The 25,529-nt window shown below is 41.0% G+C and carries 21 protein-coding genes and 1 tRNA gene; 5 read left to right on the top strand and 17 right to left on the bottom strand.

Going from position 1 to position 25,529, the window contains the following annotated elements:
• Positions 1 to 124: 124 nt before the first annotated feature.
• Positions 125 to 577 carry a helix-turn-helix transcriptional regulator gene (locus X939_RS0102080; RefSeq protein WP_025761616.1) on the bottom strand — a complete coding sequence of 151 codons (453 nt, stop codon included), beginning with the start codon at positions 575 to 577 and terminating at the stop codon, positions 125 to 127.
• A gap of 180 nt (positions 578 to 757) precedes the next feature.
• Positions 758 to 1,573 carry a 2,3,4,5-tetrahydropyridine-2,6-dicarboxylate N-succinyltransferase gene (locus X939_RS0102075; protein WP_025761615.1) on the bottom strand — a complete coding sequence of 272 codons (816 nt, stop codon included), beginning with the start codon at positions 1,571 to 1,573 and terminating at the stop codon, positions 758 to 760.
• A 719-nt stretch (positions 1,574 to 2,292) separates the two neighbouring features.
• Between X939_RS0102075 and gap the strand changes: the two genes are divergently transcribed.
• Positions 2,293 to 3,303 carry a type I glyceraldehyde-3-phosphate dehydrogenase gene (gap, locus tag X939_RS0102070; RefSeq protein ID WP_025761614.1) on the top strand — a complete coding sequence of 337 codons (1,011 nt, stop codon included), beginning with the start codon at positions 2,293 to 2,295 and terminating at the stop codon, positions 3,301 to 3,303.
• Positions 3,304 to 3,367: 64 nt separating this feature from the next.
• On the opposite strand, the gene trmB is transcribed toward gap, so the two are convergent.
• The 7 genes from trmB to X939_RS0102035 all read right to left on the bottom strand — a co-directional run bounded on the left by trmB (position 3,368) and on the right by X939_RS0102035 (position 12,605).
• On the bottom strand, positions 3,368 to 4,027 hold the full coding sequence (gene trmB / locus X939_RS0102065; RefSeq protein WP_025761612.1) for a tRNA (guanosine(46)-N7)-methyltransferase TrmB: 660 nt from the start codon (positions 4,025 to 4,027) through the stop codon (positions 3,368 to 3,370).
• 15 nt (positions 4,028 to 4,042) lie between these two features.
• The gene (locus X939_RS0102060) at positions 4,043 to 5,341 is read right to left on the bottom strand and encodes a bifunctional folylpolyglutamate synthase/dihydrofolate synthase (protein WP_025761611.1); all 1,299 of its coding nucleotides are present in this window, start codon (positions 5,339 to 5,341) and stop codon (positions 4,043 to 4,045) included.
• Between the two features lie 4 nt (positions 5,342 to 5,345).
• Entirely contained in the window at positions 5,346 to 6,272 is a 927-nt protein-coding gene (locus X939_RS0102055) for a hypothetical protein (RefSeq protein WP_025761610.1), read from the bottom strand.
• A gap of 115 nt (positions 6,273 to 6,387) precedes the next feature.
• Positions 6,388 to 7,431: an HU domain-containing protein gene (locus X939_RS0102050; RefSeq protein WP_025761609.1), complete on the bottom strand. Its 1,044-nt coding sequence runs from the start codon at positions 7,429 to 7,431 to the stop codon at positions 6,388 to 6,390.
• A gap of 28 nt (positions 7,432 to 7,459) precedes the next feature.
• Positions 7,460 to 9,133, bottom strand: a complete 1,674-nt coding sequence (locus X939_RS0102045; RefSeq protein WP_052353402.1) for a TonB-dependent receptor — start codon at positions 9,131 to 9,133, stop codon at positions 7,460 to 7,462.
• 51 nt (positions 9,134 to 9,184) lie between these two features.
• Positions 9,185 to 12,241 (bottom strand): tetratricopeptide repeat protein, encoded by a 3,057-nt coding sequence (locus X939_RS0102040; RefSeq protein ID WP_025761607.1) that lies wholly within the window; start codon positions 12,239 to 12,241, stop codon positions 9,185 to 9,187.
• Positions 12,242 to 12,353: 112 nt separating this feature from the next.
• Entirely contained in the window at positions 12,354 to 12,605 is a 252-nt protein-coding gene (locus tag X939_RS0102035) for a hypothetical protein (RefSeq protein ID WP_025761606.1), read from the bottom strand.
• A 28-nt stretch (positions 12,606 to 12,633) separates the two neighbouring features.
• Between X939_RS0102035 and X939_RS0102030 the strand changes: the two genes are divergently transcribed.
• Positions 12,634 to 13,677, top strand: coding sequence for a tetratricopeptide repeat protein (locus tag X939_RS0102030; protein WP_025761605.1), 1,044 nt, complete (start codon positions 12,634 to 12,636; stop codon positions 13,675 to 13,677).
• Positions 13,678 to 13,702: 25 nt separating this feature from the next.
• Here the strand turns inward: X939_RS0102030 and menD are convergent, their stop codons facing one another.
• The 6 genes from menD to X939_RS0102000 all read right to left on the bottom strand — a co-directional run bounded on the left by menD (position 13,703) and on the right by X939_RS0102000 (position 20,944).
• Positions 13,703 to 15,433 (bottom strand): 2-succinyl-5-enolpyruvyl-6-hydroxy-3-cyclohexene-1-carboxylic-acid synthase, encoded by a 1,731-nt coding sequence (gene menD, locus X939_RS0102025; protein WP_025761604.1) that lies wholly within the window; start codon positions 15,431 to 15,433, stop codon positions 13,703 to 13,705.
• A 69-nt stretch (positions 15,434 to 15,502) separates the two neighbouring features.
• Positions 15,503 to 16,366, bottom strand: a complete 864-nt coding sequence (locus X939_RS0102020; protein ID WP_025761602.1) for a sigma-70 family RNA polymerase sigma factor — start codon at positions 16,364 to 16,366, stop codon at positions 15,503 to 15,505.
• A gap of 67 nt (positions 16,367 to 16,433) precedes the next feature.
• On the bottom strand, positions 16,434 to 18,569 hold the full coding sequence (pnp, locus tag X939_RS0102015) for a polyribonucleotide nucleotidyltransferase (protein ID WP_025761601.1): 2,136 nt from the start codon (positions 18,567 to 18,569) through the stop codon (positions 16,434 to 16,436).
• Between the two features lie 117 nt (positions 18,570 to 18,686).
• The gene (gene rpsO / locus X939_RS0102010; RefSeq protein WP_025761599.1) at positions 18,687 to 18,962 is read right to left on the bottom strand and encodes a 30S ribosomal protein S15; all 276 of its coding nucleotides are present in this window, start codon (positions 18,960 to 18,962) and stop codon (positions 18,687 to 18,689) included.
• Between the two features lie 102 nt (positions 18,963 to 19,064).
• A complete protein-coding gene (locus tag X939_RS0102005) occupies positions 19,065 to 20,552 on the bottom strand; it encodes an LptF/LptG family permease (RefSeq protein WP_025761598.1) in 1,488 nt (495 codons plus the stop codon).
• A complete protein-coding gene (locus tag X939_RS0102000) occupies positions 20,552 to 20,944 on the bottom strand; it encodes an START-like domain-containing protein (protein ID WP_025761597.1) in 393 nt (130 codons plus the stop codon). Before X939_RS0102000 ends, X939_RS0102005 begins: the two co-directional genes overlap by 1 nt.
• Positions 20,945 to 21,145: 201 nt before the next feature.
• Here X939_RS0102000 and X939_RS0101995 point away from each other — a divergent pair.
• Both X939_RS0101995 and X939_RS0101990 read left to right on the top strand, forming a co-directional pair.
• Positions 21,146 to 21,219: transfer RNA gene (locus X939_RS0101995), tRNA-Met, on the top strand.
• A gap of 207 nt (positions 21,220 to 21,426) precedes the next feature.
• Positions 21,427 to 23,205, top strand: coding sequence for an ABC transporter ATP-binding protein (locus tag X939_RS0101990; RefSeq protein WP_025761596.1), 1,779 nt, complete (start codon positions 21,427 to 21,429; stop codon positions 23,203 to 23,205).
• Positions 23,206 to 23,241: 36 nt separating this feature from the next.
• Here the strand turns inward: X939_RS0101990 and holA are convergent, their stop codons facing one another.
• Complete coding sequence (holA, locus tag X939_RS0101985; RefSeq protein ID WP_025761595.1) at positions 23,242 to 24,261, bottom strand: DNA polymerase III subunit delta; 1,020 nt, start codon at positions 24,259 to 24,261, stop codon at positions 23,242 to 23,244.
• Positions 24,262 to 24,314: 53 nt separating this feature from the next.
• Complete coding sequence (locus X939_RS0101980; RefSeq protein ID WP_025761593.1) at positions 24,315 to 24,917, bottom strand: acyl carrier protein phosphodiesterase; 603 nt, start codon at positions 24,915 to 24,917, stop codon at positions 24,315 to 24,317.
• 89 nt (positions 24,918 to 25,006) lie between these two features.
• Here X939_RS0101980 and X939_RS0101975 point away from each other — a divergent pair, with 89 nt between their 5' ends.
• Positions 25,007 to 25,522 carry an FKBP-type peptidyl-prolyl cis-trans isomerase gene (locus X939_RS0101975; RefSeq protein WP_025761592.1) on the top strand — a complete coding sequence of 172 codons (516 nt, stop codon included), beginning with the start codon at positions 25,007 to 25,009 and terminating at the stop codon, positions 25,520 to 25,522.
• Positions 25,523 to 25,529 lie beyond the last annotated feature (7 nt).

Raw genomic sequence — 25,529 nt, 5'->3', positions numbered from 1 at the left:
TAATATATATAGTTGAATAATACAATTATATATATAAATAAGCCTTAAACTATCCTGCACTGTCTGTGGAAGGAAAATATCGCTAGACTCACTGACCAGGATGCTACCTTCCGTCCCCCTCTTATTATCTTATGGTCTGAGTAAAATCCTGGAAGGTTCCGTCTGTGTAAAAAATCATGATACGCTCTACCATCTTTGGCTGACCCGATGCTGGAGTAGACGATTTCGGGGCGCTTAGATTCGTATGTAGAGTTTGGTCCTGGGGATCTGGATGGGCTATTCGATCCTGAATCGGTCTAATGGGTTCTTTTTCCTCAATTTCAGGGATATAAGCAGATGGTTTTGAGGGCGTTGGCTCTGGGATGTCAAAGGGTAAATCTTCGTCATCTAAAATCCAATTTAACCCTAAATCGGGGAATCGGCGTATAATTTTCTGAACAATATCCAAACTTGGCTTATTTCTGCCTGCCAGAATATGAGAGATGCTCGATCGTTGTACACCAATCTCATCAGCAAAGATTGAAGGAGACAAATTCTTGGAGGCCAAGATATGTTTAATTTTATCGCTTAATTCCATATGTAAACAGTATATTTTTAGACAAATGTAAACAATGAACAAGATGGATCAAAATTTATAAGTCACTATATTAAATTGATTATTTAACATAATAGTTTAATAAATTAACTTACAAATATAGAAAAAAATAGAGGGCAATCTACTGACGCCCTCTATTTACATTATTGTATGATTACAATACTAAACTGTCACGTTATTTTCTCTTAATGCATCATTTAGCGAAGTTTTAAGATCTGTGCTTGCTTTTCTTTTACCAATGATTAGCGCACAGGGTACCTGATAGGTTCCTGCGGGAAACTCTTTAGCAAGGGTTCCGGGAATGACTACAGAATCAGCCGGAACGAAACCTTTGTACTCTACGGGCTCTGAACCGGTAACATCGATTATTTTCGAGCTTCCTGTAATGGTGACCCCTGCCCCAAGTACGGCCCTGGGCCCAATATGGGCACCTTCTACTACGATACAGCGAGACCCAATAAAGGCTCCATCCTCTATAATTACCGGAGCAGCTTGTACCGGCTCCAAAACACCTCCGATGCCCACGCCTCCACTAAGGTGAACATTTTTTCCTATTTGTGCACAGCTACCTACTGTTGCCCAAGTGTCTACCATGGTTCCTTCGTCTACATAGGCCCCAATATTTACGTAAGAAGGCATAAGGATTACACCCTTGGATATATACGCTCCGTAGCGCGCTACTGCTGGAGGAACTACTCTAACGCCAAGTTCCTGATAACCAGTCTTTAGCTTCATTTTGTCATGAAACTCGAATATTCCCACTTCACTTACCTCCATTTGCTGAATGGGGAAATACATTAATATGGCTTTTTTTACCGCTTCATTCACCTGCCATTCACCCGATTCTAGTTTTTCTGCAACTCTTATTCTGCCCTTGTCTACTTCTTCTACAATGCTTTTTATAAGGTCAATTGAAGATTGCTCTTTTAATTTTTCTCTGTTATTCCAGATTTCCTCGATCCCCGAAGTAATGCTCATGTTAAAGTAATGGTTTAATTAAAAAGATTTAAAACGTTGATGGTCAAACACTTATAGTTTTATTCCATATATTATATTGGAGTGAAATTTATAGGCTATATTTTGAGTAAGCCCATTTTGAGAAAAATTTACTCTTAACAAATATACATATTTTATATTTCTTGACTTTCTGGGTATCGCCATATATTTATAATTCTTTTCATCGGATCATCATTAACATTAACAGATGAACCCTCCTACCCTTTCCAGAATTATTTGCTAATAAGCGCGGGATAAAGATTGAGATTCATAATATATCTGAATTGTGATCGATTTTAAAATGCGCATTTAAGGTAGCCTGTATGGATAAGCTAGGTGCCTAGTGAGCATTGAATGTTAGTGGCGGTAAATATATGGCTGGAGTAGGATTCAATAAAATTTCTAACTAGGAGGAATCTTGTGCAAAGACTATGGAAAATCCATGCATCCTACTAAAACAATAAACAATCCCAAAAACAAATGATACACAATACCAATATTTTTAGCATTTCTCCAAATTTACTAACACGTCTTTAGTTTATTACTAATATGAATGGTTAGTATACTAAGAGTATATCTTGATTTCTATACCTTGGTCATATTTATCCATTGCTGTAGATTAAACCTTAATCCGTTATTTCTTCGCTATAATGCCTATTTTTTATTAATATTGCCCTCAGAAAACATAATATAACTCCAACATGTCAAAAGTAAAAGTAGCAATTAACGGATTCGGAAGAATCGGACGCCTGGTTTACCGTCAAATTTATAATATGGACGGTATTGATATAGTAGCAATTAATGATCTAACGAGCCCAAAAGTTTTGGCTCACCTATTAAAGTATGATACTGCCCAAGGACGTTTTGATCAGGATGTAAAATCAACTGATAATTCTATCATCGTGAACGGTGAGGAAATTAATATTTACGCTCAGCGTGATCCTGCTCAAATTCCATGGGCAAATCACGATGTAGATGTTGTTTTGGAATGTACAGGTTTCTTCGCCAGTGAAGAAGGTGCTTCTAAGCATTTAACAGCAGGTGCCAAAAAGGTGGTTATCTCTGCTCCTGCGACTGGAAACGTTAAGACAATTGTATTTAACGTAAACCATAACGAGCTTGATGGTTCAGAGAAAATCATTAGCGGTGCATCTTGTACCACTAATTGTCTTGCTCCTATGGCTCAGGTTTTGGAAGAGCAGTTCGGGATTGTTAATGGCCTTATGACAACCATCCATGCCTACACCAACGATCAGAATACGCAAGATTCACCGCATGCAAAGGGTGATTTAAGAAGAGCCCGTGCTGCAGCTCAGAATATCGTTCCTAACAGTACTGGTGCTGCAAAAGCAATTGGTCTCGTATTGCCTTCACTGAAAGGTAAATTGGATGGATCTGCACAACGCGTGCCTACACTTACAGGTTCACTCACTGAACTAACTGTGATCCTGGGCAAGGAGACAACTGTAGAAGAAGTAAATACAGCCATGAAAGCCGCATCTAACGAAAGCTACGGCTATACTGAAGATGAAATTGTAAGTTCTGATATCATCGGTATTAGCTACGGATCCTTATTCGATGCTACTCAAACTCGTGTTCAAAATGTAGGGGGTGCCCAGTTGGTAAGAACAGTTAGCTGGTACGACAACGAAATGTCTTACGTATCTCAACTAGTACGTACGGTGCATTATTTCGCTACTTTGATCAAGTAATCATTGTAACTATAAAAAAGGCCTAAATTAATATTTTAGGCCTTTTTTAGTATATAATGTTCCCTCAAACCCGTTGACAAACTATATATTTGATAGTGTATCCTTTGGCCACAAATATTTTTTCATAATGAGTTTTTACCCCATAATGGCTTTCCAGAAGCGGAGAATGATACAAATCATCAGTATAGTCTAAAATTCGATAATTTGAGTCCTCCGATATCATTTCTAAAGAGTAATGGTATAAGAAATCGCTGTCCGTCTTCAAACAGAATAAACCTCCAGGTTTGAGATACTCTGCATAACGCCTAAGAAAATGGGCATTGGTAAGTCTTTTAGGTTCATCCCGTTCTCTCACCTGAGGATCAGGGTGAATAAGCCAAATCTCATCCAACTCCCCCGCATCAAAAAACTCATCTGCATATTGAATACCAGCTCTTAAGAAGGCTACATTCGATAATTTGGCCTCTATCGCTGCCCTACTACCCCGGGCAATCCGATCGCCCTTAATATCCATTCCGATATAATTCTTATCTGGATGAACCTTGGCCAATCCTACTGTATATTCCCCTTTACCACAGGCCAATTCAACCACCAATGGATTTTCATTTGCAAAAAAAGAGGTTTTCCATTTCCCCTTTACTCTTTCATACAATGGCTTTCCAGCCTGAATAATATTGTCAGCATTATCGCAGTATTCGTAATGCATTAATTTACGTCTGGGCATTTATTAATTTAATGATTATAATTCTACAAGATCGGCTACAACAAAGGTGCTTCCACCTACATATATTGCATCCGTTTCGGCACTTTCCTCTCTGGCCTTTTTCAGTGCCGTATTAACATCCCAAAAAACATCCCCATAAAGCCCGTGTACTTGGGCCATTTTTTTCAAAGTGGCAGCATCAAGCGCACGAGAATTCGCTGGTTGACAAAAATAATACTTCCCTCCAGTAGGAAACAACGTCAGAACACCATCAATATCTTTATCAGAAACAAATCCTATTACGAACCGGTGTTGTGACGCTTTTATCTTAGAAAATTGATGGAGAGACAAAGTAAGGCCTGCGTAATTATGGCCAGTATCACAAAAAACGTTAGGCCTTTCACTGATCTGTTGCCATCTACCTTTGAGTCCAGTATTGACTTTCACCTTAGCTAAGGCCCGCTGAACTATCTCTAAACTTAGGTTAAAGCCAAGATCCTTCAATATGGAAACGGCGATGAGTACACCCTTAAGGTTTTTTAATTGATATTCCCCTAATAGATCGAGCCGATAGGCTCCGTTCAGATCAGAAAAGTGCGTCGATGCGATCACTTTACAGGCTTGAGTATGCGCATCGCCAGGCCGACTATCAATTGCGACCAGTTTATCTGCAAAATATAGGGGTGATTGAAGGGGTCCACTAATTTCTTCAAATACAGGAGCAGTATTCGGGTCATATTCGCCAATGATCACAGGGATGCCCGCTTTGATAATTCCCGCTTTTTCAAAGGCAATTTTAGCCAGTGTATCACCCAAGTACTGAACATGATCGAAGCTTACATTGGTAATTAAAGAAACTAGGGGTTGAACAACGTTGGTGCTATCCAATCGCCCGCCCATACCTACCTCAATAATGGCAATATCCACATTTTGGTCAGCAAAATAGCGAAAGGCCATCCCGACCGTAAGTTCGAAAAAAGACGGGGACAAACGTTCAATATTCAGCAGATTATCGGATACAAATTGTCCTACATAATCCTCTCTGATAGGTTGCCCTTGCACCCTTATCCGCTCAGTAAAAGATTTAAGATGTGGGGAGGTATACAGCCCAACCTTATAACCCGCTTCCTGAAATATAGAAGCTAACATATGCGAGCTACTACCCTTTCCATTGGTTCCGCCCACGTGAATCACAGGAAAAAGATCCTGGGGATTGCCCAGGATCTCGCATAATGCTTTAGTTGTCTGAAGTCCAGGCTTAAAAGCTTTTGCTCCAATATTCTGAAAAACAGGCAGTCTACTGTACAGATAATCGACCGCCTCCTGATATTGCATGAATTTATCGAGAACGTATTTTAAAGGTTATAGTACCTATGGATTCATCGGGTACATTGGAGGATTTAGGGATAAAAGTTAAATCGCGAACGGCAGCCTTATATTGGTTCACTACCGCATAGTCAGTCACGGTCGTACTTTGGGTGATAACGCTCCTCACCCTTCCATTACGATCTACGGTAATTTTGAAAGTGATATCTCCAGTGGCATCCGATTTGTCGTTAACCACAGGCTGTCGGGACCAACTCCAGCCAGAAAGTGATAGGCCCACATTGGTTCCACCACCTCCACCTTCTCCCTTGTAAGTCTTGGCAAAGAGGCTTCCACTCTTAGATCCTTTGTCACCCACACCGTCGGCGTCATCGCCATTATTATTACCTCCAACCCCAGCTTTGGTACCATTCGTTCCATTGCTTCCACTTTTACTGCCCGTTGACTTCGAAAATAAGGCATCTTTGTTTACGGCTTTTTCTGGTGCCGGCTTTGCAGCGGGAGTAGAGGAGCTTTCAGAACCTTTACTATTCTTAACTTCTGTTTTGGCTGGTGCTTCAACAGGACTGTCTACTTTTGATGAAATTACCGGTTTTTCCGCAACCGTTTTGGTTGGCTTGTTTGATTGAACCTTAGCTGGTGTGGGTGGTGTGGGCTTTGGCGTGGCTACCGATTTAACCTTTTTCACTTCATCGGCATCTGCTCTCATATTCTCCGCCACCTTGGAATCACTGGGTTTATTAAATGTTTGTATATCCCCCCTGCCTACATTACTTGTTCCATAATTCACTTCCACGAACAACTCCATGGGTTCGGCCTTTTTCAGATTACTATTGATCTTGAGAAAGAAAAACAATATCAGAATAGCTCCCGTGATACCTATGGACATGGCCCAAGATACGGTGATCCTTTGCTTTTCTTCTGCTTGCAATGCTAACATATTGCTCTATCATTTAGGATATTTCCACTAAAACGTAAATCTACAGTATTTTAGTATAATCACAAAAAAAGGGTCAAAAGACCCTTCATAATAAATATTTTACCAGGTTAATTACCTAACGTTTGTGATAAACCCAGCCATATTCTCCGATTATAGATTTCAAGTGTCTATTAGCCGCAGTGGCAGATGCTTTATCCACAAACCCTTGAACCGCCACTTTGTAGTTGGACGAATTTCTGTCCCGGGGAATAATTTTTGTCAGGGGATAGCCTTTTTCACGCAATTCTTCAACTAAAACCCCTGCTTGCTTTTCACCACGGAACACGCCAGCTATAAGATAATATTCAAATGGATCACTTTCTATGACGCCCTGCGCATTAATTTCCTCCCTGACAGGAATATCCTCTTCAACATTGTCGGATACAGGTACGGGAGGTTCGCTGGTTACATCGGTTAGGTTGCCCTTCGGTAAATCTACTGCTACCATATTAACAGAAGCGGACTCTTCCTCAGGTGCAGAAATTTCCTCCCTAACAGAACTGGTAAAAGGGTTCAGATCACTTTTATTTAATAGTGTATTTTCTCCCACCAAAAAGAAACTAAAATAACATAATACACCAATTAACATAGCTGCCGAAGCCCAATGGTACCATTTCATAGCACCATGGGTTGGTAGCTCATCCTGAGCCACATATTCGGCTTCATCAATTGTGTTTGCTACCATATTAATAGCTTTTACCCCAGATTCTTGAGCGTCGATCGGGGAAAAACCATACCAATCTTCTTGAATATATTGCTGCCTATTGGGTTCAAAGACTAACTTTCCTTCAATATTCTCACGAAATGTACCAATGTCTAAAATCTCAGTTTCTCCAGATTGTTTAAGCCGGCTCTTCTGTTCCAAGACAAAGTTTCTGATATTAGTCAGTGCCTGCTGATGTGTAATCCCCTCCGTCTTGGAAATGTAATTGGCCAAAAATCCATCATCCTGACTAACAAACTCGTTGAAAGACAGTTTTCTCGAGGAAGGAATAAACCTTCCCTGCTTTTTGTCAAAATGCGCCACGACCTGATGGCTAAGTAGTGCCCCAAATTCGGGAATTATCACGAATTCATGCGCTCTTACCAGTTGCTTTAGGATCGTTTCTATAGTTGACATAGGCTTCAAAGTTGATGATTAGGCGAAGTTAGAAAGAAAATGACAATCCTCCAATAAAGTTGAGCCCCTGCTGCGGATAATACTGGTAGCGCTGATACTGCTTACCAAATACATTATTGATGGCAACAAAGGCGGAAAAGTTTTGTGTTAGAAGATAGTCGATTTTAAAATTAAGATCGGCTATCACTGGTAGTTTCTGTACGATTCCTGACTGGAAATTCTTGGCTTTCATCCCTTTCAGTATGTAAAAATCGGAAGTGATAAACAGCTTATTACTGATAGAAAGAGCGTTAAACCAGTTCACTGTCAGGTCGGGACGGTGCCAAGCATATTCTGACTGATCCATTTTATAATCAAAGAAATTAACTTTCAAAGAGGTTTTGAATAGATCATTTAAATTGTATCCTACCTGTGCCGAAAGGGTCATTACCTTAGTCTTTCCCGGATCATATATGATCGAAAAGCGGGTGCTATCAGCCAATGCGTTATTGAAGTTGTAAAAGTTGCGATACTGCGCAAATGATACCTTGCCCTCATAATTGAATCCTTGTGGATCTTCACCTTTCACGCCTGCACTGATATCATAGGTCTTTTCTGTATTAACTATCAGTACATTAGAGCCAAGCCACTGATTTTCCCCGAGCATACTTTTTAAGGTATTTCTTATAATGTCTCCATTATAATTTGCAAAAACATGGATACCGGCAACGGGAGACACGTCCAGGTTCACCTTTGGGAAAGCTTTCGTTTTATTGATATTAAGCTCACTGTCAGTCTCATTGACGGCGTTCAAACCAAATGTTACTGAGAATATATCGGATACATATTTAAAGGTGGGACTCACCCGAAATAGATTTCTGTTATAGGTAAGCCGGTCCACTCTTTGTGACACATAAGCATCGGCATTGAGCAAGGCATAAAATGACTCAGAAATTGGGACTGAAGCATTTAATTGCGTACCCCAGTCAATTTCTGAAGCTTTATAGCGATCTTTCAGAGAATTTAAACTGGTTTTTACAGAGTAGTCGACGGCAACTTCTGCATCCGTATTTTCAAATCCTAATGAAAACCCAAATTGATTTACTGTCTGACGAATGGAATCACGGTTAACAGTACTGCGTTCAGGTTGTGGTTTGTAGCCGTAGAAATAATAGTTTTTTCTATTAAAATCTAAACTAGCATCTACCTTGTACTTGGACTGGATGTATTTTCCTCCAACTTTAATATCCGTATTGGCGCTGGCTGAATTTTTGCCATCTACGGGGCCTGAACCCGCCGAAAGTTGCTTGAGCTGAGCTGTAAATGCAAGATCCTCCGAAGTTCGTGCCCCCACAAACGCTTCCCCTAAAAAGCGACTGTAATTCCCGGCTCCCAATTTGATGTAATTATTGAGGATATCAGGCCCATCAATACGTTCCTTTTCATCGGAAGAAACTCCTACTGAGGGTGTAAGTTTGGGAGATGCAATATTCAGATTAGGATCTATTAGCTCGTACCCCACCTTAGTCTTACTCTGATCGGCTGATACCGGTTGCACCTTGTCGAATAATCTATTGGCAGTGCCAAACTCTATACTCTTTTCCTTGATAATCTCATACGTTTGGCTCTCTATCTCTCCACGCTGGGCCATAGCATGATTGGCCACAAATCCGAGTACTAACATGAGTATGCCCGAACGTTTCAGGTTGTTATCTTTTTTCATTTGAATATCTATCATTTGCTATCGTATCCGTTTTTAGATGATGCGAATCTTTTATTTTATCTGGCTCAACTTCACTTTTGCTTCAGCAATGGCTGCTTCATCATCACTGTTATCAATAATGGAATTCAGGGTTGCTCTCGCCTGGGCTATTTCTCCCATTCCAATATAAACATCGGACAGTAATATAAATGATTTCACCCGCCAATTATCATAGCCCTCAAAGGTCTTGGCTAGTTCAATGATGGCCTTCTCAGCTTCCGGATATTTCTTATTTTTATACAAAATCATTGCGGACCAGTAGCTAGCCTCTGCTCCATATTCGTCCTTGGAGGTAGCCATGATCTTCTTAAACTCATCCGCAGCCTTGGTTAATTCTCCTTTCTCATAAGGAACCTTCCCCAGGTAAAGCTGAGCCTTTCCCAGACTGGAAGGAATGATATTGCCTACATTAATGACCTCCTTGGCGAAATACAGCGTTGAATCATAATTCTTAAGCGTGTAATAATTATCCATCAAACCAGTCCAAGCCTGAACCTGTTCCTTTTTACTTTCCGCATTACGCAAGAAGGTTCTGAAACTCCCTACTGCGTTATTATAATTTCCGCGTGCTATCTCAATTTCGGCAGTGCGTTGTGCAGCTGCTGCAATAAAAGATGATCGATTGTCTTGTACCACCTTAGTGAAATATTGTAATGCCTGATCTGCCTGGCCAATCTTATCATAGGCACTTCCAATAAAATACCTCGCGTCGTACTGGTGTTTGCTGTTAGGATAAGTTTCCAAAAATCCTTTTAAGGATGTGATTGCACTCTCATATTTCTGCGCATAATATAAATTGCGGACATTATCGTATTCTACTTCTTCCAGTTTCGCATTACCAGGATTATTTTTACGAACCACTGAAAGTACCTGGTTGAATTCTTCGGGGCGACCTACAGCCGAGTAGCTCTCCTGAATCCCTTCCAACGCACTGCTTGAAGACGGAGAATCTGGGTATTCAGAAAGAATTTTCTTAAAATCGACTATAGCCTGCTCATATACCTGTAAGTTATAGTATGACTGTGCTCTTCTCAATAGGGCTGCAGGGATTAATAAGCTTTTAGGTTTTTCGTTGATCATTCTTGTAAAACCCTTCACAGCTGCCGAATAGCTTTGGTTTTGGAAATCTATATCCGCAATTTGAAAATAAGCATCGTCCAAATACCGAGACGCTGGGAATTGGCCAATTAATAACTCAAACTGTCTGCGAGCCTCCTGTTCGCGTTTCATATATACATAGGCCCGGGCCTTTTGGAACATGGCATAATCTTTGTCTGTACGTCCCTTTTGAGTTACTTGCTCATATGTTTTAATCGCTTCGTCGTAATTCTTAGCGGCCAGATAACAGTCAGCCAGACGGGTGTGGGCATCTTCGATGACCGATCCCTCGATGCCTTCAGTATTTGCTATGAATTGTTTGAAATATGGCAGGGCTTGCGAATATTTCTTCTGATTATAATAAATATAACCTAATGCATATAAGCTTTTACGAGCATAAATTCCAGCCTTCGAATTCTTACTTAATGCTATATATTGTCTGCTGGCGTCGTCAACATTTTTGAGTCCGTAAGTAGATTCCGCCTTATAATAGGATGCGGCCACATAAAGCTCCTCGTCGATTGGATATTGTAAGGATTTGTCAAAGAAACTGATAGCATTGGCAAATCGCTCCTGATTAAATTCTACTACCCCCTGATTATACGTAAGACGCTGATAGGTGCTATTAATTTTAGCATTCCGTTTATTTAACCCCTCAATGTACTTTATAGCTCCTGCATTATTACTAGCATTGGCATACCCTTGGGCCACCAATTCGGTAGCTTCTTCACTGTGCTTACTATTCGGATAAGCCGCCATAAATTCGTTGAACTCCTTAATGGCATCATTATTGTTACCCATATCTAATTGTACCTTCGCATGGTTGTAGGCAGACTCTTCCTTTACAACCAAATTGTGATCCAGCTTCGCTGCCGAGCCAAATGACGTTAAAGCATAACTTAAATTAGACGTCTTTAAATAGCTGATTCCTAGTAGATATGAAGAGTACTGCGAAACAGAATCTTTTCCGTTTCCTAAGCTCTTCAAAGCTGTAATGGAAGATTCGTATTTTCCGGTGCGGAAGAGTGAATGTCCATAATGTAAGGCTACAGCCGGGGGCATATCTCCCTTTTTCATTTTCTTATACCGCTCATAAGCTCCCACCGCTTTTTCATAGTCCCCTTGCTCATAATATACTTCAGCCACATATAAGGCAACGTCATCCAGTTTAGCATTACCCCTTTGGCTTGCTAAAATCTTCTCTCCGTATTTCAGGAGCTGATCATAATCTTTTTGTTGATACAAACTCGAAATGATCCAGTTTGGAGCCTCGTCCTTGTAATAGGGATGATTCTCCACCCGAAGAAAGTCCTGATAGGCCTCCGAGAAGTTGTCCTTCTGATAATTGATTATTCCTGCATAAAAAGAAGCATCTCCCCAGTTGGCAAAATCTGAAACCGTTTTCAGTTGATTAAACAAAGGCAAAGCCTGATCAACCTGCTTGGTGTTATAATAAGCCATAGCCAACTGATAGGTGCTTTCTAATTTCTTACCTGGATTACCTGAATTAGATACTGCCTTCTCCAGATAGGTGATCGCTTTTTCATAATTACCAGCCTTATAATAATAATTACCTAAATCTGAATAAATCTGTTGCGCTTTGGGATGCTCAGCATGATTTTTAACGAATCGGTCAACTTGAACTTCCGCCTCTGGATAGTTCAGATAAAGGCCGGTTACCGCAAAATAATATTCCGCAGTAACTTTATTATAATCCCCCGTTGTCAGGAGTTGATCCTTGGTGGCCAGGAATTCCTGAAACTCCTGCCTGGCCGCTACGAAATTCGATTTTTGATAATACTCCAAACCATTCCGGAAATGAGCTTCAGGCTCGGTAATACTGAGCGTGTTTTGTGCGGCCAATGGAGTTACCCCGGCGCAGAACAACACCCCTAGGGCATAGGCACTATTGTTTTTATGCATATTGGGCGAAAGCGCTTTATTTTGTGCTGTTTTTTTATTTTTTAACATATAAGTATATAAGTCATGATGGGGAGGTCCTTACCCGCTAATGATTCATGCTAATTAACGATAATGGTTTCAAAACCGTATATATTCTTCCGATCCTTACAATACTGCCCTTTTAAAATATGATTTCATTGCGCAACAGGGTGGCCTGCAGACTCTGATGCATTTGATGAAATTGTAGGCTGACGGCTTGCATAAAGTTCTCATCGATCACCTTATCTATTTCTTCAACCCCGCTTACTTCGTATTCATCGATTTTGTATGTTTGTTCAAAAGATCCCGTTTCAATTTTGATTATGTACTTATTATTCCAATGATATAAGCCAATTTTAAACTGATTATGAGGAATATCCTTTACGTATCGCATCGTTTCATCTTATTATAGTCCTAACTTAATGTTCAAATTTACTGTAAGCGTATATAGAACGCTACTGATCCTTCCATTTATTTTAATCTTTTCTTCCTGCAACACACAAAGCAAAAAGGATGCCGCGGATTTTTTCCTCAAAGCAAATGCCGCACTGCATAGAAATGACTATAAGGAAGCCATTCGCTGGTATGACGAAGCATTGGAGAAAAATGAATCCTTTTCAGACGCTTATTTAAACAAAGGTATAGCATTATTGAAGCTCAATCTGTTGGAAGAATCATTTCAGACCCTATCTACTGCAATTGAAAAGGATCCTACCCTATTACAGGCATATATGGCAAGAGCCGAGGTAGCGCTGATATTAGGAAAAACTCAAATTACCAGTCAGGACCTCTCCGCTATAAGTAAAGAATACAAAGATTCCAGCCGATATTATTTGGTGGAAGGAAACCTAAATACCGCTTTAGGTCAGATCGGGCAAGCGTATAGCAGTTATGATAAATCCATTGCACTATCTGTTGACAATCCGGAGGCTTATGTTAATCGGGGTTATTTATATTTTCAGGAAAAAAGATATCCCCTGGCTGAACAAGATTTTAACAGTGCCCTGCGAATCAATCCTACCCAAACAGAAGCAATCAACAATTTGGGATTAATTGCAACCAAAAATCTACAGTATGCCAAAGCTGAAGGCTACTTTAAGCGTGCCTTGGACCTGAAGCCTACGGATGCCTATGCACTTAATAATCTAGGTTTTGTACTACTTCAAACGAATCGTTTATCAGAAGCCCAATCCTATATCGAACGGGCGCTAACCATTCTTCCTCAAAATGGCTATGCTTTACGAAACCTTGGTCTGGTGTATGCCAACCAGAAAAATTGGACCAAGGCGATAGAGGTCTTTAATAAGGCCCTTGATTTAGCCGAACCCGTCGAAGCACTTCAGGGGCACAGTGGTATGGCCTACTGGGAAAATAAGCAAAGGGATGAAGCCTGTAGAATTTGGAACCAGGGGAAGATTCTTCAAGACAGTCTTTCTATCGCTTATTTAAAGCAATATTGTGACTGAACGGGAGGACCATCTTTTGGATAACCTAAACCGACAAATGGGCTTTCATAAACGCGCGTAATCCTTTCCATGCCGCCTGATTATCCGCACTATCGGTAAATACTTCCAGTAATGCGCAATTTGGAAGCCTCTTAATCGAGTCGAACCCTTGTTCCAGCTCCCCGATATTGCTGGCCGCAATGTAGGTAATTCCAGCGTCCTTAGCTGTATTCTCGGCTGTATAAGGATGTGTATTCCTGAAATAGGTAGCATTTTCAGAAAGTCTTCCCGGACCATCGATCATGGTGAAGATATCCCCCCCACCGTTGTTAAGTATAATTATTTTAAGATTCACAGGAAGTTCTTTGATTAATAACCCATTTCGATCATAAAGGAAAGAAAGATCTCCAAGGACCAGATAAACAGGAAGATCAGTAGCTAAAGCAGCACCAATTGCTGTGCTCAGACAACCGTCAATTCCGCTGGTCCCTCTATTGGCATATACCCTGGCTGTGTCAATATTTTCAATACTTAAGGCATTGACATAGCGAATGGGCATACTATTGCCTACCTGTAGGATATAATGGCTACCTAGCCTGGAAAGGATCAAATCTAACGCTGTTAAATCATTTAACGTCTCTATTTTCTTTAAATATCTATGAAGAAGTATCCTGGATTTCATATCATAATCCTCCCAAAGAGCAAAATAGGCCTCCCTACCATCCGGTTCCTGGTTCTCTACAAAGTTTTGGAAATCAATCTTCTCATACAGTATATCGAAAAAATAGGTGGGGGAAACGGGTATGATCTGCGATAGGGACTGCAGAGGGTCGGCAATGCTCCCATCAGTACCAATATGCCAATGCACTACGGCGGGATTCTCCCTTAAGAATAGTTTCAAACTCTTGGACACAAAGGACATCCCCGTCGTAATCAAAAGCTCAGGGAGTAGTCTTTCATCGCGGGTAATTCCCAAAAATAAGTCATGGTGTCGCACCACGTGTTCGGGAAGGTTAATATTAGCTGTGATATCTGCCACTATGGGAATGGCCAAATCTGAGGCTAGATTCGCTAAAGAGTCCCAATTGGTATTATTCCAAGGCTGTTGCCCTATAGCTATCAGGATACGGTCATAAGAATCCCAAGTATCAAGTAGGCTGTGCCATTGGGTAATATTAAGTTCAATATTCGTCTTAATCTGACCAATTTTACGAATCTGCCTGGATGCTTTCCAAGTTTCACCTGGTTCCGGATAAAACGGTTCTCGGATTGGAACATTTATGTGAACCGGGCCATAAGGTTCTGTGGTAGCCCGGAGAAAAGCCTCATTAGCAGTCCTGTTGATATGCCAAACAGCATCTGGATGCGAATAATCGGCCGGGAATTCGAAGTCCGCTTTGACATGCTTGCCAAAAATTCCTTGTTGAAAGATGGTCTGACCGTCATACTGATGAATCCATTCCTTAGGACGGTCGGCCGTCAGGACTAGTAAGGGAACCTGCTGAAAGAAGGCCTCTGCAATAGCTGGAGCAAAGTTGTAGGCTGCTGATCCAGAAGTACAGATCAAAATCGTAGGTTGCTGCAACTGCTGAGCTATTCCCAGTCCCACGAATGCTGCTGACCGTTCATCGATCAAGACTTGAATCTTAAATCCACCATGTCGGATAAATGCAAGGCTCAGGGCAGCTGAACGCGAACCTGGAGAGAGTACTACATGGCGAAGACCATGCTGAAAAAATAGTTCGGCTAGATCAATTAGAGGTTGTAAGATTGCCATATGCTAATATATGCGACAAAAAAGGCCTCTTTCGAGGCCTTTTAATTATTCTGGAATTAAAACAACGATTTAACCAAGATAGGTTTTCAACGCTTTACTTCTTGAAACATGACGAAGTCTACGAATCGCCTTTTCTTTAATCTGACGTACCCTTTCTCTGGTAAGATTGAACTTTTCACCAATTTCTTCCAGGGTCATGGCATGTTCGCCATTTAAGCCAAAATAAAGTGCAATAACATCAGCTTCACGCTGTGTTAAGGTGCACAGGGCGCGTTGCACCTCTTTACGAAGTGACTCGTTAACCAATCCTGAATCGGGCTTATCCTCCAAATCATTTTCCAATACATCCAGGAGACTATTCTCTTCCCCTTGCACAAAAGGTGCGTCCATGGAAACGTGGCGACCCGATATTTTCATAGTATCGACAACTTCAGATGAAGTGATTTCCAATACTTCAGCCAGTTCTTCAGGCGACGGTTCACGCTCGAAACGTTGCTCCAGTTCTGAAAAAGTTTTAGAAATCTTATTCAAAGACCCCACCCTGTTAAGGGGTAGGCGAACGATACGAGACTGTTCGGCCAGAGCCTGAAGAATAGATTGACGAATCCACCATACGGCATAAGAGATAAACTTAAATCCTCGGGTTTCGTCAAAACGTTGAGCTGCCTTAATCAAGCCAAGATTACCTTCATTGATCAAATCGCCTAGGGAGAGACCTTGATTTTGATATTGCTTAGCCACTGAAACGACAAACCTAAGGTTTGCTTTCGTAAGTCTTTCAAGAGCAAGCTGATCTCCGTCCCTGATTTTTTGAGCCAATGTCACTTCCTCGTCCGGCGTTAACAAATCAACCTTACCGATTTCCTGTAAATATTTATCCAGGGACTGGCTTTCACGGTTGGTTATTTGTTTACTGATCTTTAGCTGTCTCATCTATAATCCTATATTAATATGTTTGTTTAATGACATTTGAAAATGCCCTCTGTTTAAAAACACCGATTTAGGCATTTTTGTTCTCCGGCTTCGGCAGTAATACTTTGCGTGAAAGGCGATATTTGCCAGTTTTCTTATCCACTTCTACCAATTTGACCTGTATCTCTTCTCCTACTTCTAACACCCCGTCCATTTTCTCCAGGCGTTCCCATTTGATCTCAGAAATATGCAAAAGGCCATCTTTCCCAGGTAAGAATTCAACAAATGCTCCAAAGGGCATAATAGACTTCACCTTTCCAGTATAAAGCTCTCCTATCTCCGGTACCAGAATAATACCCTTAATACGAGCAACTGCCTTATCCATTGCTTCTTTATCGGCTGAGAATATACTTACAAAGCCAGCTCCGTCTTTCTCTTCTATAGAAACGGTAGCGCCAGACTCTTTCTGAATATCTTGTACTACTTTTCCTCCAGGCCCGATCACAGCACCAATCATTTCACGATCGATTTTGATTACGACGGCGCGAGGCGTGTGAGGTTTCAGATCTGAGCGACTTTCTGCAATAGTTTTTTTCATTTCGCCCAAAATATGCAAACGACCGGCTTTTGCCTGCATTAAAGCTTCGGTAAGAACGTCGAAAGAAAGACCGTTCACTTTCATGTCCATCTGACAAGCGGTAATGCCTTTTTCAGTACCCGTTACTTTAAAGTCCATATCTCCCAGGTGATCTTCATCTCCTAATATGTCGGAAAGTACGGCATATTTCCCTGTGGCCTCGTCAGAGATAAGTCCCATAGCGATTCCAGAAACGGGTGCTTTAATTTTCAATCCAGAATCCATAAGGGCTAATGAACCCGCACAAACGGTGGCCATGGATGATGAGCCATTAGACTCAAGGATATCAGACACGATACGAATAGTATATGGATTATCCTCTCCTTGTGGCAATACCTTTTTCAAAGCGCGCAAAGCAAGATTACCATGCCCCACTTCTCTTCGGCCAGGTCCACGGTTAGGCTTCACTTCTCCGGTTGAGAATCCAGGGAAATTATAATGCAGCATAAATTTGCTATAACCATATCTCATTGGAGTATCAACGATCTGCTCGTCGTTTTTAGTACCCAAGGTAACGGTTGTAAGAGATTGCGTCTCCCCTCTTGTAAACAAGGCCGAGCCATGTGCGTTAGGCAGAAAATCGACTTCAGAAGCGATAGGGCGAACTTCATCTAATTTGCGACCATCCAAACGCTTGCGTTCGTCTAGAACCAACCGACGTGATCCTTCCCAGATTAAATCATTAAAGTATCTTTTGGCCAAGGCCTGATTAAATTCTTCTTCTTCAGAAACGGTGGTCAAGAAGTCCTCCCAAACGGCCTTAAAGCCGTCCTTACGAACCTGCTTATTATTAGATTCGGCTCCTGCAACCTTATAAATAGCCTCGTAGCTATGCTTTCTTATGCGCGCTTCCAGTTCTTCGTCCTTCTCGTCGCCTACATATTCACGTTTTACAGTTTTACCAACGGCAATCTCAAATTCCTTAAGCGCAGCACATTGTACTTTGATTGCCTCATGAGCCACCTGAAGAGCTTCAATAATTTCCTCCTCCGAAACTTCATTCATTTCACCTTCGACCATGGCGATGTCATCTGCAGTCGCGCCGACCATAAGATCCAAGGTCGCTTGCTCCATCTGAGCAAACGTAGGGTTAACGATTAATTTTCCATCTACCTTGGCTATACGAACCTCAGACACGGGTCCACCGAAGGGAATATCTGATGCTGCCAGTGCTGCTGAAGCTGCCAATGCTGCCAATGCGTCGGGGACGGCTTCATCGTCTGCTGAGAGCAGCTGTATGTTTACCTGAGTCTCGGCATGGTAATCGTCTGGGAATAGAGGACGCAAAACACGGTCGACCAGGCGGCAAACTAATACTTCATGATCAGAAAGTTTACCTTCCCGGCGCTGAAAGCTACCCGGAATGCGACCTGCTGATGCGAATTTTTCTTGGTAATCGACCGATAATGGTAAAAAATCAAGTCCTTCTTTTATCTCTTTATTGGCTACTACTGTGGCCAATAACATGGTTTTGCCCAATCTTACGACCACGGAACCATCTGCCTGCTTGGCTAGTTTGCCCGTTTCGATTGTAATTTCCCTTCCATCTGGTAAGGGTATAGTCTTCGTAACTATATTAAAAAGCATAGATTGTTTGATATTTGTGTAGCTTATAGAACGCCGGTTTGACGTTTTCCTTATATCTTGATAAAATCCGCAAAAAATCAGGGAACTTTATAAATTCTAAAGTTCCCTGATCCTACCTTACTTACGAATATTTAATTCGGCAATAATCGCACGGTAGCGACTAATGTCATTCTTGTAAAGATAATCCAACAATCTTCTACGCTTACCTACCATTTTAAGTAGACCTAGTCTTGTATCGTTATCTTTTTTGTGCGTTTTCAAATGCTCGTTCAAGTAATTGATACGATAGGTGAATAGCGCAATTTGTGATTCGGCTGATCCCGTGTCGGCACCTTCCTTCTTAAAACCTTTAGCCTCGAAGATCTCTCTCTTCTTTTCCGCGGTTAAATACATAATTGTAACAACAGATTAAATATATAAAAAACATTCAGCACCATGCTGAAAATAAGTTTGCAAAAGTACAATATTAATTTCAGAAATAAAACCTATGTCCTCTCATCCTTCCATAAGACGGGATTTTCCTAATCTACTGAAAAATTTTCGTTTTATCTTTCTAAATAACATGGAATAAACATCCTTCTCGAATAGACGGGAGTCAGAACGGGCTCTCTCTACAAAGTACAACCCTACGACCAACAAGACAGAATTGGCTAACCAGGCTCCTACAGCCACATTTAAAAGGCCATCCTTCACAAATTTATCGCCTTGTATAGTCAGTACATAAAGTAAAATAAAAAATACAATCGACACTAGAACCGGGACTCCAAATCCTCCTTTTTTGATGATGGCCCCCAAGGGAGCCCCTATTAAAAACATGATCAGGCAGGAAATTGCTCCCGTATATTTATGATGCACTTCAAGCTTATACTTGACTGCCTCTTTTAATTGGCTCTGCAAATAAGATTGATTCGACTCGGCAAAGCTTCCCATACTCACCGCAGCCGACTTTGCATTGCTAACAATTTCCGTCCGAATAGAATCTTTAACGGGAACGTTTAATAAAGAATCGATCCACCCCCCCTTTTTAATAGGCATGCTGGAAGGCTTACGATATTGATAACTAAAATAGTTCTGGCTATTAGGTAGCAAATTCTGTTTGCCTTGATCATACACTCCATATAAAGAATCTGCCGAAATGGTTAAGTCAACAATATTCTTCATAAATGGATGGTATTTAAACTGATCTTCATCAGTTCTTTTAACACCGAAGGATGACAAGCTCTCTACAAGTTTATAATGTTTGAAGGCATTACGTTGAAATTTGGCAGGACGCCTAATGGTCTCCGATGTGGATACATAAGAGGGCTGAGATCCGGTACTCACGATATCGTCGTACATAGTACCATTATATAGCTCAATAACTAAATATGCATTATTATTAATTGAGTACATGCGCCCAGAATCGGCCAATATAATTTGAGTATTCCCTACCTCGTAAGAACGGCTGTCATGCTTATATATGACCATTCCAATCATCTTACCATCTTCCAGTTTCCTATCCACTTTAATACTATAGCCAGGCAGGTCGTTATAGAATATTCCTTCCTTAATCTTTAAAGTCGCCTTGGCAGTCTTAATGTCGTATAACAAACTATAACCTTTCAGATTGGCCCAAGGAGATACCCTATCATTAAAAAAGAAGGAAAAAACACTAATGAAAATTGCGGCAATGAACATGGGACGCATAGCCCGCGTAATGGAAATGCCTGCACTCTTAATCGCTGTTAATTCAAAAAACTCTCCCAGATTACCAAATGCCATTAACGATGACAAAAGCATAGCCAATGGAAGAGCAGTAGGTACTGTGATCATACTAAAATAAAAGAATAGGCTAAGGTAATCGCCCACTCCTACATCTTTGGACACGAAATCGTCGATATAAAAGATCATTATCTTCATCAAAAAGATAAAAACCACTACCGACATGGTAATCACAAAAGGTCCCCAGAAGGACTTCAAAATAAGCTTATCAAGCTTTTTCATTAACTGCCTACTATTTCTTTGAGCGTATCAATAAAACCGTTCCATATAAAATCGAGCTCCTCACTATCCTTGTTGCCAGAGTAGTCGGTGACCCGTAGGAAGGTTGTCTGGGTTAAATCGCTAACGTCAAGTTTTAGTTCCACATAATTATTATCAGTATTATCCTCGCTTGTATCAAGAAACTCAAAACGAACCGCCTTGTTTATGCGTATGCTTGCTAGATGAGCGAGGTGGCTTTCTCCATCCCACTCAAAATCAAAATTTTGGTCCGGAAGAACATTAACTTTTTCGGCAAACCACTGCTCCAACCCAGATGGCGTACTGATATAGGGAAATAAAACCTTTGGTGAGGAACGTAGCTCATATTCTGTAACAAATTTATATTTTTCCATATGCATAAGGGTGTATTAAAGTGTTTTAGGTAGGAGATAAATTTAACTTCCTAACCTTAAAAGTTGTAATATAGCATAAATTCACATTAAAAATCAGGCTTTTTAAAATCGATTAGAATAAATAGAACTTTTTTTTTCGAAATTTATTTAAACATTTCTTGCTTTTATTCCTCCTACACCTTACTTTTGCACCACGAAAACGGCGGGGTAGCTCAGATGGTTAGAGCGCAGGATTCATAACCCTGAGGTCGGCAGTTCGATTCTGCTCCCCGCTACAAGTTTTAAACGACACCCTTACAGGTGTCGTTTTTTTTTGTTATATGGAATCTCCGGGGGGCAAAAACAAATGAATGGCCTTAAAGTTTTCAACTCGTATTGGGTCCATATTCAGGTCATTACAAGGCATCGAAACGAATTTTAAATCTCTAATTGTAGTTTAATCTTTAAATCGAATTTGCTACTACTTCTTACAGTACACCTACATGAAGTTACTACTACAATATTTAAGTCGGTATAAGGGATTAATCCTTCTCGCTTTGGCCTTGGCCGCTATTAATCAGATTTTTAGCTTACTCAATCCCTACATCTTAGGGAACTACCTGATCGATCCTTATGCGAATAAGGCGGAATATTACAGAACCAACCAGCTAGACCAGGCTTTTTTTAAAGGCATTAGTATAGGGCTCGCCATGATCATAGGAACGGCCATGATTTCCCGAATTGCCAAGGCTTTTCAGGATTACGTAGTCAATGTAGTTATCCAGCAATTTGGAGCCAATCTCTACACAGATGGGCTCAAACATGCTTTAAGACTCCCGTTTCAGGATTTTGAGGATCAGCGGAGTGGCGAAACACTCTCTGTTCTCTTAAAGGTAAGAGCCGATTGCGAAAAATTTATAAGCAGCTTCGTCAATGTGCTTTTCTCAACTTTAGTAGGAATAGTTTTTGTTGTCATAGTGGCCTATAAATTGAGCCCCCTCCTACCCGTAATCTATTTAGTAGGAGCGGTAATCCTGGCTTTTCTCACAAGTTATTTAAGTAGGAAGATCAAGGTAATACAAAAGAATATTGTAGGAGAAACTACGGCCCTGGCCGGTTCCACTACAGAATCCTTGCGAAATATTGAGCTTGTAAAAAGTCTGGGACTTACCGATCAGGAAATAGATCGATTGAATACTACCACCTTTAAAATTTTGAAGTTAGAATTAAAGAAGGTAAAAAGTATTCGTTCTATAAGTTTCATTCAAGGTACTTTTGTAAATTTCCTTCAGCAATGTATCATGTTCGCCCTGCTCTACTTTGTCTTTAAAGACCAGATTACAGTGGGGCAGATGATGATGATGCAGTTCTATTCCTTTTTCATTTTTGGACCCTTGCAAGAACTTGGGAATGTAATTCTCTCTTATCGGGAAGCGGAAGCTTCTTTATTCAACCTGGAAACGCTCCTTAGCCGTTCCATAGAAATCAAGCCAGCCAATCCAATTCAGGTTGGAGATATTCGTCATTTGGGTTTCAAGAACGTAGGGTTTAAACATCAGACAGCGAGTCGCCCTGCCCTGGAGGACATTAGCTTTGAGGTTAATAAAGGAGAGACCATTGCCTTTGTGGGCCCATCCGGATCTGGAAAAACCACCATGGTCAAGTTGCTTGTTGGACTATATGCCCCTGCTCAGGGACAGATAACATATAATCATTTTGCCGGTAAGGATATCGATTTCGACGAAATACGGACCAAAATCGGATTTGTTACTCAAGATACACAGCTCTTCTCTGGAACCATTCGAGAAAATCTATTATTTGTGAACCCGCAGGCAAACGACGGCGACATTGAACAGGCCTTATTACAGGCTGCCTGTTTTAATCTGTTGGGTAGGGCCGAAAATGGCATACATACCGTCATAGGTGAAGGAGGATTGAAATTATCAGGTGGAGAGCGCCAACGTTTATCTATTGCCCGGGCCCTATTGCGAAAACCGAACCTGATGGTGTTCGATGAGGCAACTTCAGCCTTAGATTCCCTCACGGAAGAGGAGATATCAAATACGATTCGAAACATTACCGATCAACGCCAACATATCACAGTTATGATCGCACACCGCCTATCTACTATTATGCATGCAGACCGAATTTATGTTCTTGAAAAAGGCCATATAATTGAGGTTGGTAATCACCGACAACTCCTGGAAGAGAAAGGACTCTATTATGCGATGTGGCGCCAGCAAATTGGAGAACGAAAAACTGAAAAGGCCATAGAAATGTAAACGAAACTCCAACCGTCTCCTTACTAACCGTTTAACTTAATGTAGAATCTTAAATACCAATTCTCTTAAAATCTCAGCCTCTCCTATCGACCCACCCTCCAGGCCTTTTAGGCGGGCATCAGCATCTCGGATATAACCGATGATATGGGTGACTTTTGGAAGAGGATAATAGCGTGAAGCCAGGGTATAATCCTTGACAAAAAATGGATTTACACCCAGAAGAGCAGCAAGGGTCCGTTCCGATCGGTCATGGCTGCTATGCAGTAAGAGGAGTTTGGAGAAAAAACTATAAAGTATGGTAAGCATAGGAGCCAATGGATTGTCCTTTGTATTGGCGGCAAAATAGCTGGCAATCTGGTTAGCTTTCAATACATCTCTACTTCCAATGGCCTTTTGAAATTCAAAAACATTATAATCCTTACTTATACCGACAAATTCTTCAACCGCAGCGGCATCTATTCCTTGATCCACGCGAAGGTTGACGGTGATTTTTCTAATTTCACTGGCCAGGCGCTTTAGATCGTTCCCGATATTAGCTACTAACATCTGAATAGCTTTAGGGCTGATTTTTACGCCTTCAGCCACGCAGAAAGAAGCCACCCAATCCGGAAGTTTATTATCATACATTTTCTTCGACTGCATTACGACCCCACTGGCAGCCATAGCCTTAACAAAGCCCTTACGTTCATCCATAGTGCCATGATGACAAAAAACCAGGATGGTCGTATCTGGCGCATGAGAGGCATACTCAGTTAGCCGGGCTTGCTGGTCTTTATTGTCCATTCCACCTAACCTTTGAGATTCCTTTACCAAAACAAGTTGGCGATCGGCCATGAACGGAAATCGTCGAGCGTGTGATAGCACCCCAGCCAGGTCGGTATCTTTACCATAAAGTACAAATTGATTAAAACCCTTCTCTGATTCTGGTACAATCCTAGACTCCAAAATTTCCGCTACCATATCGATATAGTAGGGTTCATCTCCATATAAGAAGTAAATGGGCTTATATTTTTTAGACTTTAACTCTTTAAGGACTATATCTGGCGATTGAGCCATATGAAATGCGGATTTATATTCTAAAAAAAAGCGAAAATAATAATACCTAGGCGCTATTGAAGCGAATTCTGGAGAAATATATTACTGGCCAGGGTTAGCTCGGGGTAAAATTCCTTAAAATACCGTCTATAGATATCTTCATTATTTCGAAGTTCCATGCCAGCGTTTTGAATAGGCAGCAAAAATTCTGCACGTCTTGACATCCTAGAAAAGGTTAGATCGATCCCTTCCAGAGTGGCATAGCTCAATAACCAATTCTGGCGAACCATATGCGAAACCATGCCCTGCATGGAGTTAGGAACCATTTCCTTTCGCCGTTCGAATAAGGCATACATATTTTGGCTGTACTCCGTCAAGGGTATTGGGCAAAAGTTCAAAAAATCACTTGCCAGAAAATAGTCAAAATATATATCCACGATGATACCGGAAATTCTGCCATAGCGCAAAGCAATTCGTTTTTTAGCCTCCCGAACCACCGCATGAGTATCAGTATAATAATCTATAAAACGATGCAATCGAAGCCCCAGCAGATATTCTTTGGACCAGTCCGGATATTTTTCATGCAGGAGCCTCCCCTTTACAAAATCACCGACAAAATTGCCCATGATAACATTTTCTGAATTTCCTGAGAGTAATATGTGCGCTAAATAGTTCATAGTTCTGGCAATGTAACAAAATTGCCGTACGTTTGTTCTATTCACAAATGCTGGATCACTTATTACAACCAAATTAAACTGGTAAGGAAATGAAAATTGAAAGAAACAACGTTGTAGCCCTATCTTATAACCTACAAATTCCCGATAACGACGGGGAACTAGACTTGGTGGAAGTTGTAACCGAAGAAGAACCAATGTACTTTATTCAGGGAGTAAGTGGTTTACCTGAGGGTTTTGAAGAGCAATTGGAGGGTCTGGAAGTAGGAGCCGAATTTGATTTTATGGTTTCGGCTGAAGAAGGATATGGAGAATTCGACCCAGAAGCGATCGTAGATCTCCCCAAATCTATTTTTGACATGCCCGATGTTGAGCAGGAGGAATTGCTTCAGATAGGCAACGTTATTCCGATGACTAACGAAGATGGTGAAAAAATGCACGGGCAGATCGTCGAACTTAAAGACGATGTGGTTGTCATGAACTTCAACCATCCCCTTGCTGGAAAGGATATGCACTTCCAGGGTAAGGTTCTCTCTATCAGAGCCGCAACCGAATCGGAGCTGGAACATGGCCATGTTCACGGTGAAGGTGGTGTAGATCACGAATAAGTAGTCG

It is taken from the genome of Dyadobacter tibetensis Y620-1, from assembly GCF_000566685.1.
Lineage (GTDB): Bacteria > Bacteroidota > Bacteroidia > Cytophagales > Spirosomataceae > Dyadobacter > Dyadobacter tibetensis.
The sequence above is the reverse complement of the archived record's forward strand: the minus strand, read 5'-3'. Positions and strand labels throughout refer to the sequence as shown.

Bases quoted from the DNA above. Each gene is read 5' to 3' on its own strand.
- menD (WP_025761604.1), bottom strand. From the start codon at position 15,433: ATGGCAATCTTACAACCTCTAATTGATCTAGCCGAACTATTTTTTCAG.
- X939_RS0101980 (WP_025761593.1), bottom strand. From the start codon at position 24,917: ATGAACTATTTAGCGCACATATTACTCTCAGGAAATTCAGAAAATGTT.
- holA (WP_025761595.1), bottom strand. From the start codon at position 24,261: ATGGCTCAATCGCCAGATATAGTCCTTAAAGAGTTAAAGTCTAAAAAA.
- gap (WP_025761614.1), top strand. From the start codon at position 2,293: ATGTCAAAAGTAAAAGTAGCAATTAACGGATTCGGAAGAATCGGACGC.
- X939_RS0102045 (WP_052353402.1), bottom strand. From the start codon at position 9,133: ATGAAAAAAGATAACAACCTGAAACGTTCGGGCATACTCATGTTAGTA.
- trmB (WP_025761612.1), bottom strand. From the start codon at position 4,027: ATGCCCAGACGTAAATTAATGCATTACGAATACTGCGATAATGCTGAC.
- X939_RS0102060 (WP_025761611.1), bottom strand. From the start codon at position 5,341: ATGCAATATCAGGAGGCGGTCGATTATCTGTACAGTAGACTGCCTGTT.
- X939_RS0102000 (WP_025761597.1), bottom strand. From the start codon at position 20,944: ATGGAAAAATATAAATTTGTTACAGAATATGAGCTACGTTCCTCACCA.
- X939_RS0102005 (WP_025761598.1), bottom strand. From the start codon at position 20,552: ATGAAAAAGCTTGATAAGCTTATTTTGAAGTCCTTCTGGGGACCTTTT.
- rpsO (WP_025761599.1), bottom strand. From the start codon at position 18,962: ATGTATTTAACCGCGGAAAAGAAGAGAGAGATCTTCGAGGCTAAAGGT.
- X939_RS0101990 (WP_025761596.1), top strand. From the start codon at position 21,427: ATGAAGTTACTACTACAATATTTAAGTCGGTATAAGGGATTAATCCTT.
- X939_RS0102030 (WP_025761605.1), top strand. From the start codon at position 12,634: ATGTTCAAATTTACTGTAAGCGTATATAGAACGCTACTGATCCTTCCA.
- X939_RS0102055 (WP_025761610.1), bottom strand. From the start codon at position 6,272: ATGTTAGCATTGCAAGCAGAAGAAAAGCAAAGGATCACCGTATCTTGG.
- X939_RS0102075 (WP_025761615.1), bottom strand. From the start codon at position 1,573: ATGAGCATTACTTCGGGGATCGAGGAAATCTGGAATAACAGAGAAAAA.
- X939_RS0102080 (WP_025761616.1), bottom strand. From the start codon at position 577: ATGGAATTAAGCGATAAAATTAAACATATCTTGGCCTCCAAGAATTTG.
- X939_RS0102040 (WP_025761607.1), bottom strand. From the start codon at position 12,241: ATGTTAAAAAATAAAAAAACAGCACAAAATAAAGCGCTTTCGCCCAAT.
- X939_RS0102050 (WP_025761609.1), bottom strand. From the start codon at position 7,431: ATGTCAACTATAGAAACGATCCTAAAGCAACTGGTAAGAGCGCATGAA.
- X939_RS0102035 (WP_025761606.1), bottom strand. From the start codon at position 12,605: ATGCGATACGTAAAGGATATTCCTCATAATCAGTTTAAAATTGGCTTA.
- pnp (WP_025761601.1), bottom strand. From the start codon at position 18,569: ATGCTTTTTAATATAGTTACGAAGACTATACCCTTACCAGATGGAAGG.
- X939_RS0102020 (WP_025761602.1), bottom strand. From the start codon at position 16,366: ATGAGACAGCTAAAGATCAGTAAACAAATAACCAACCGTGAAAGCCAG.
- X939_RS0101975 (WP_025761592.1), top strand. From the start codon at position 25,007: ATGAAAATTGAAAGAAACAACGTTGTAGCCCTATCTTATAACCTACAA.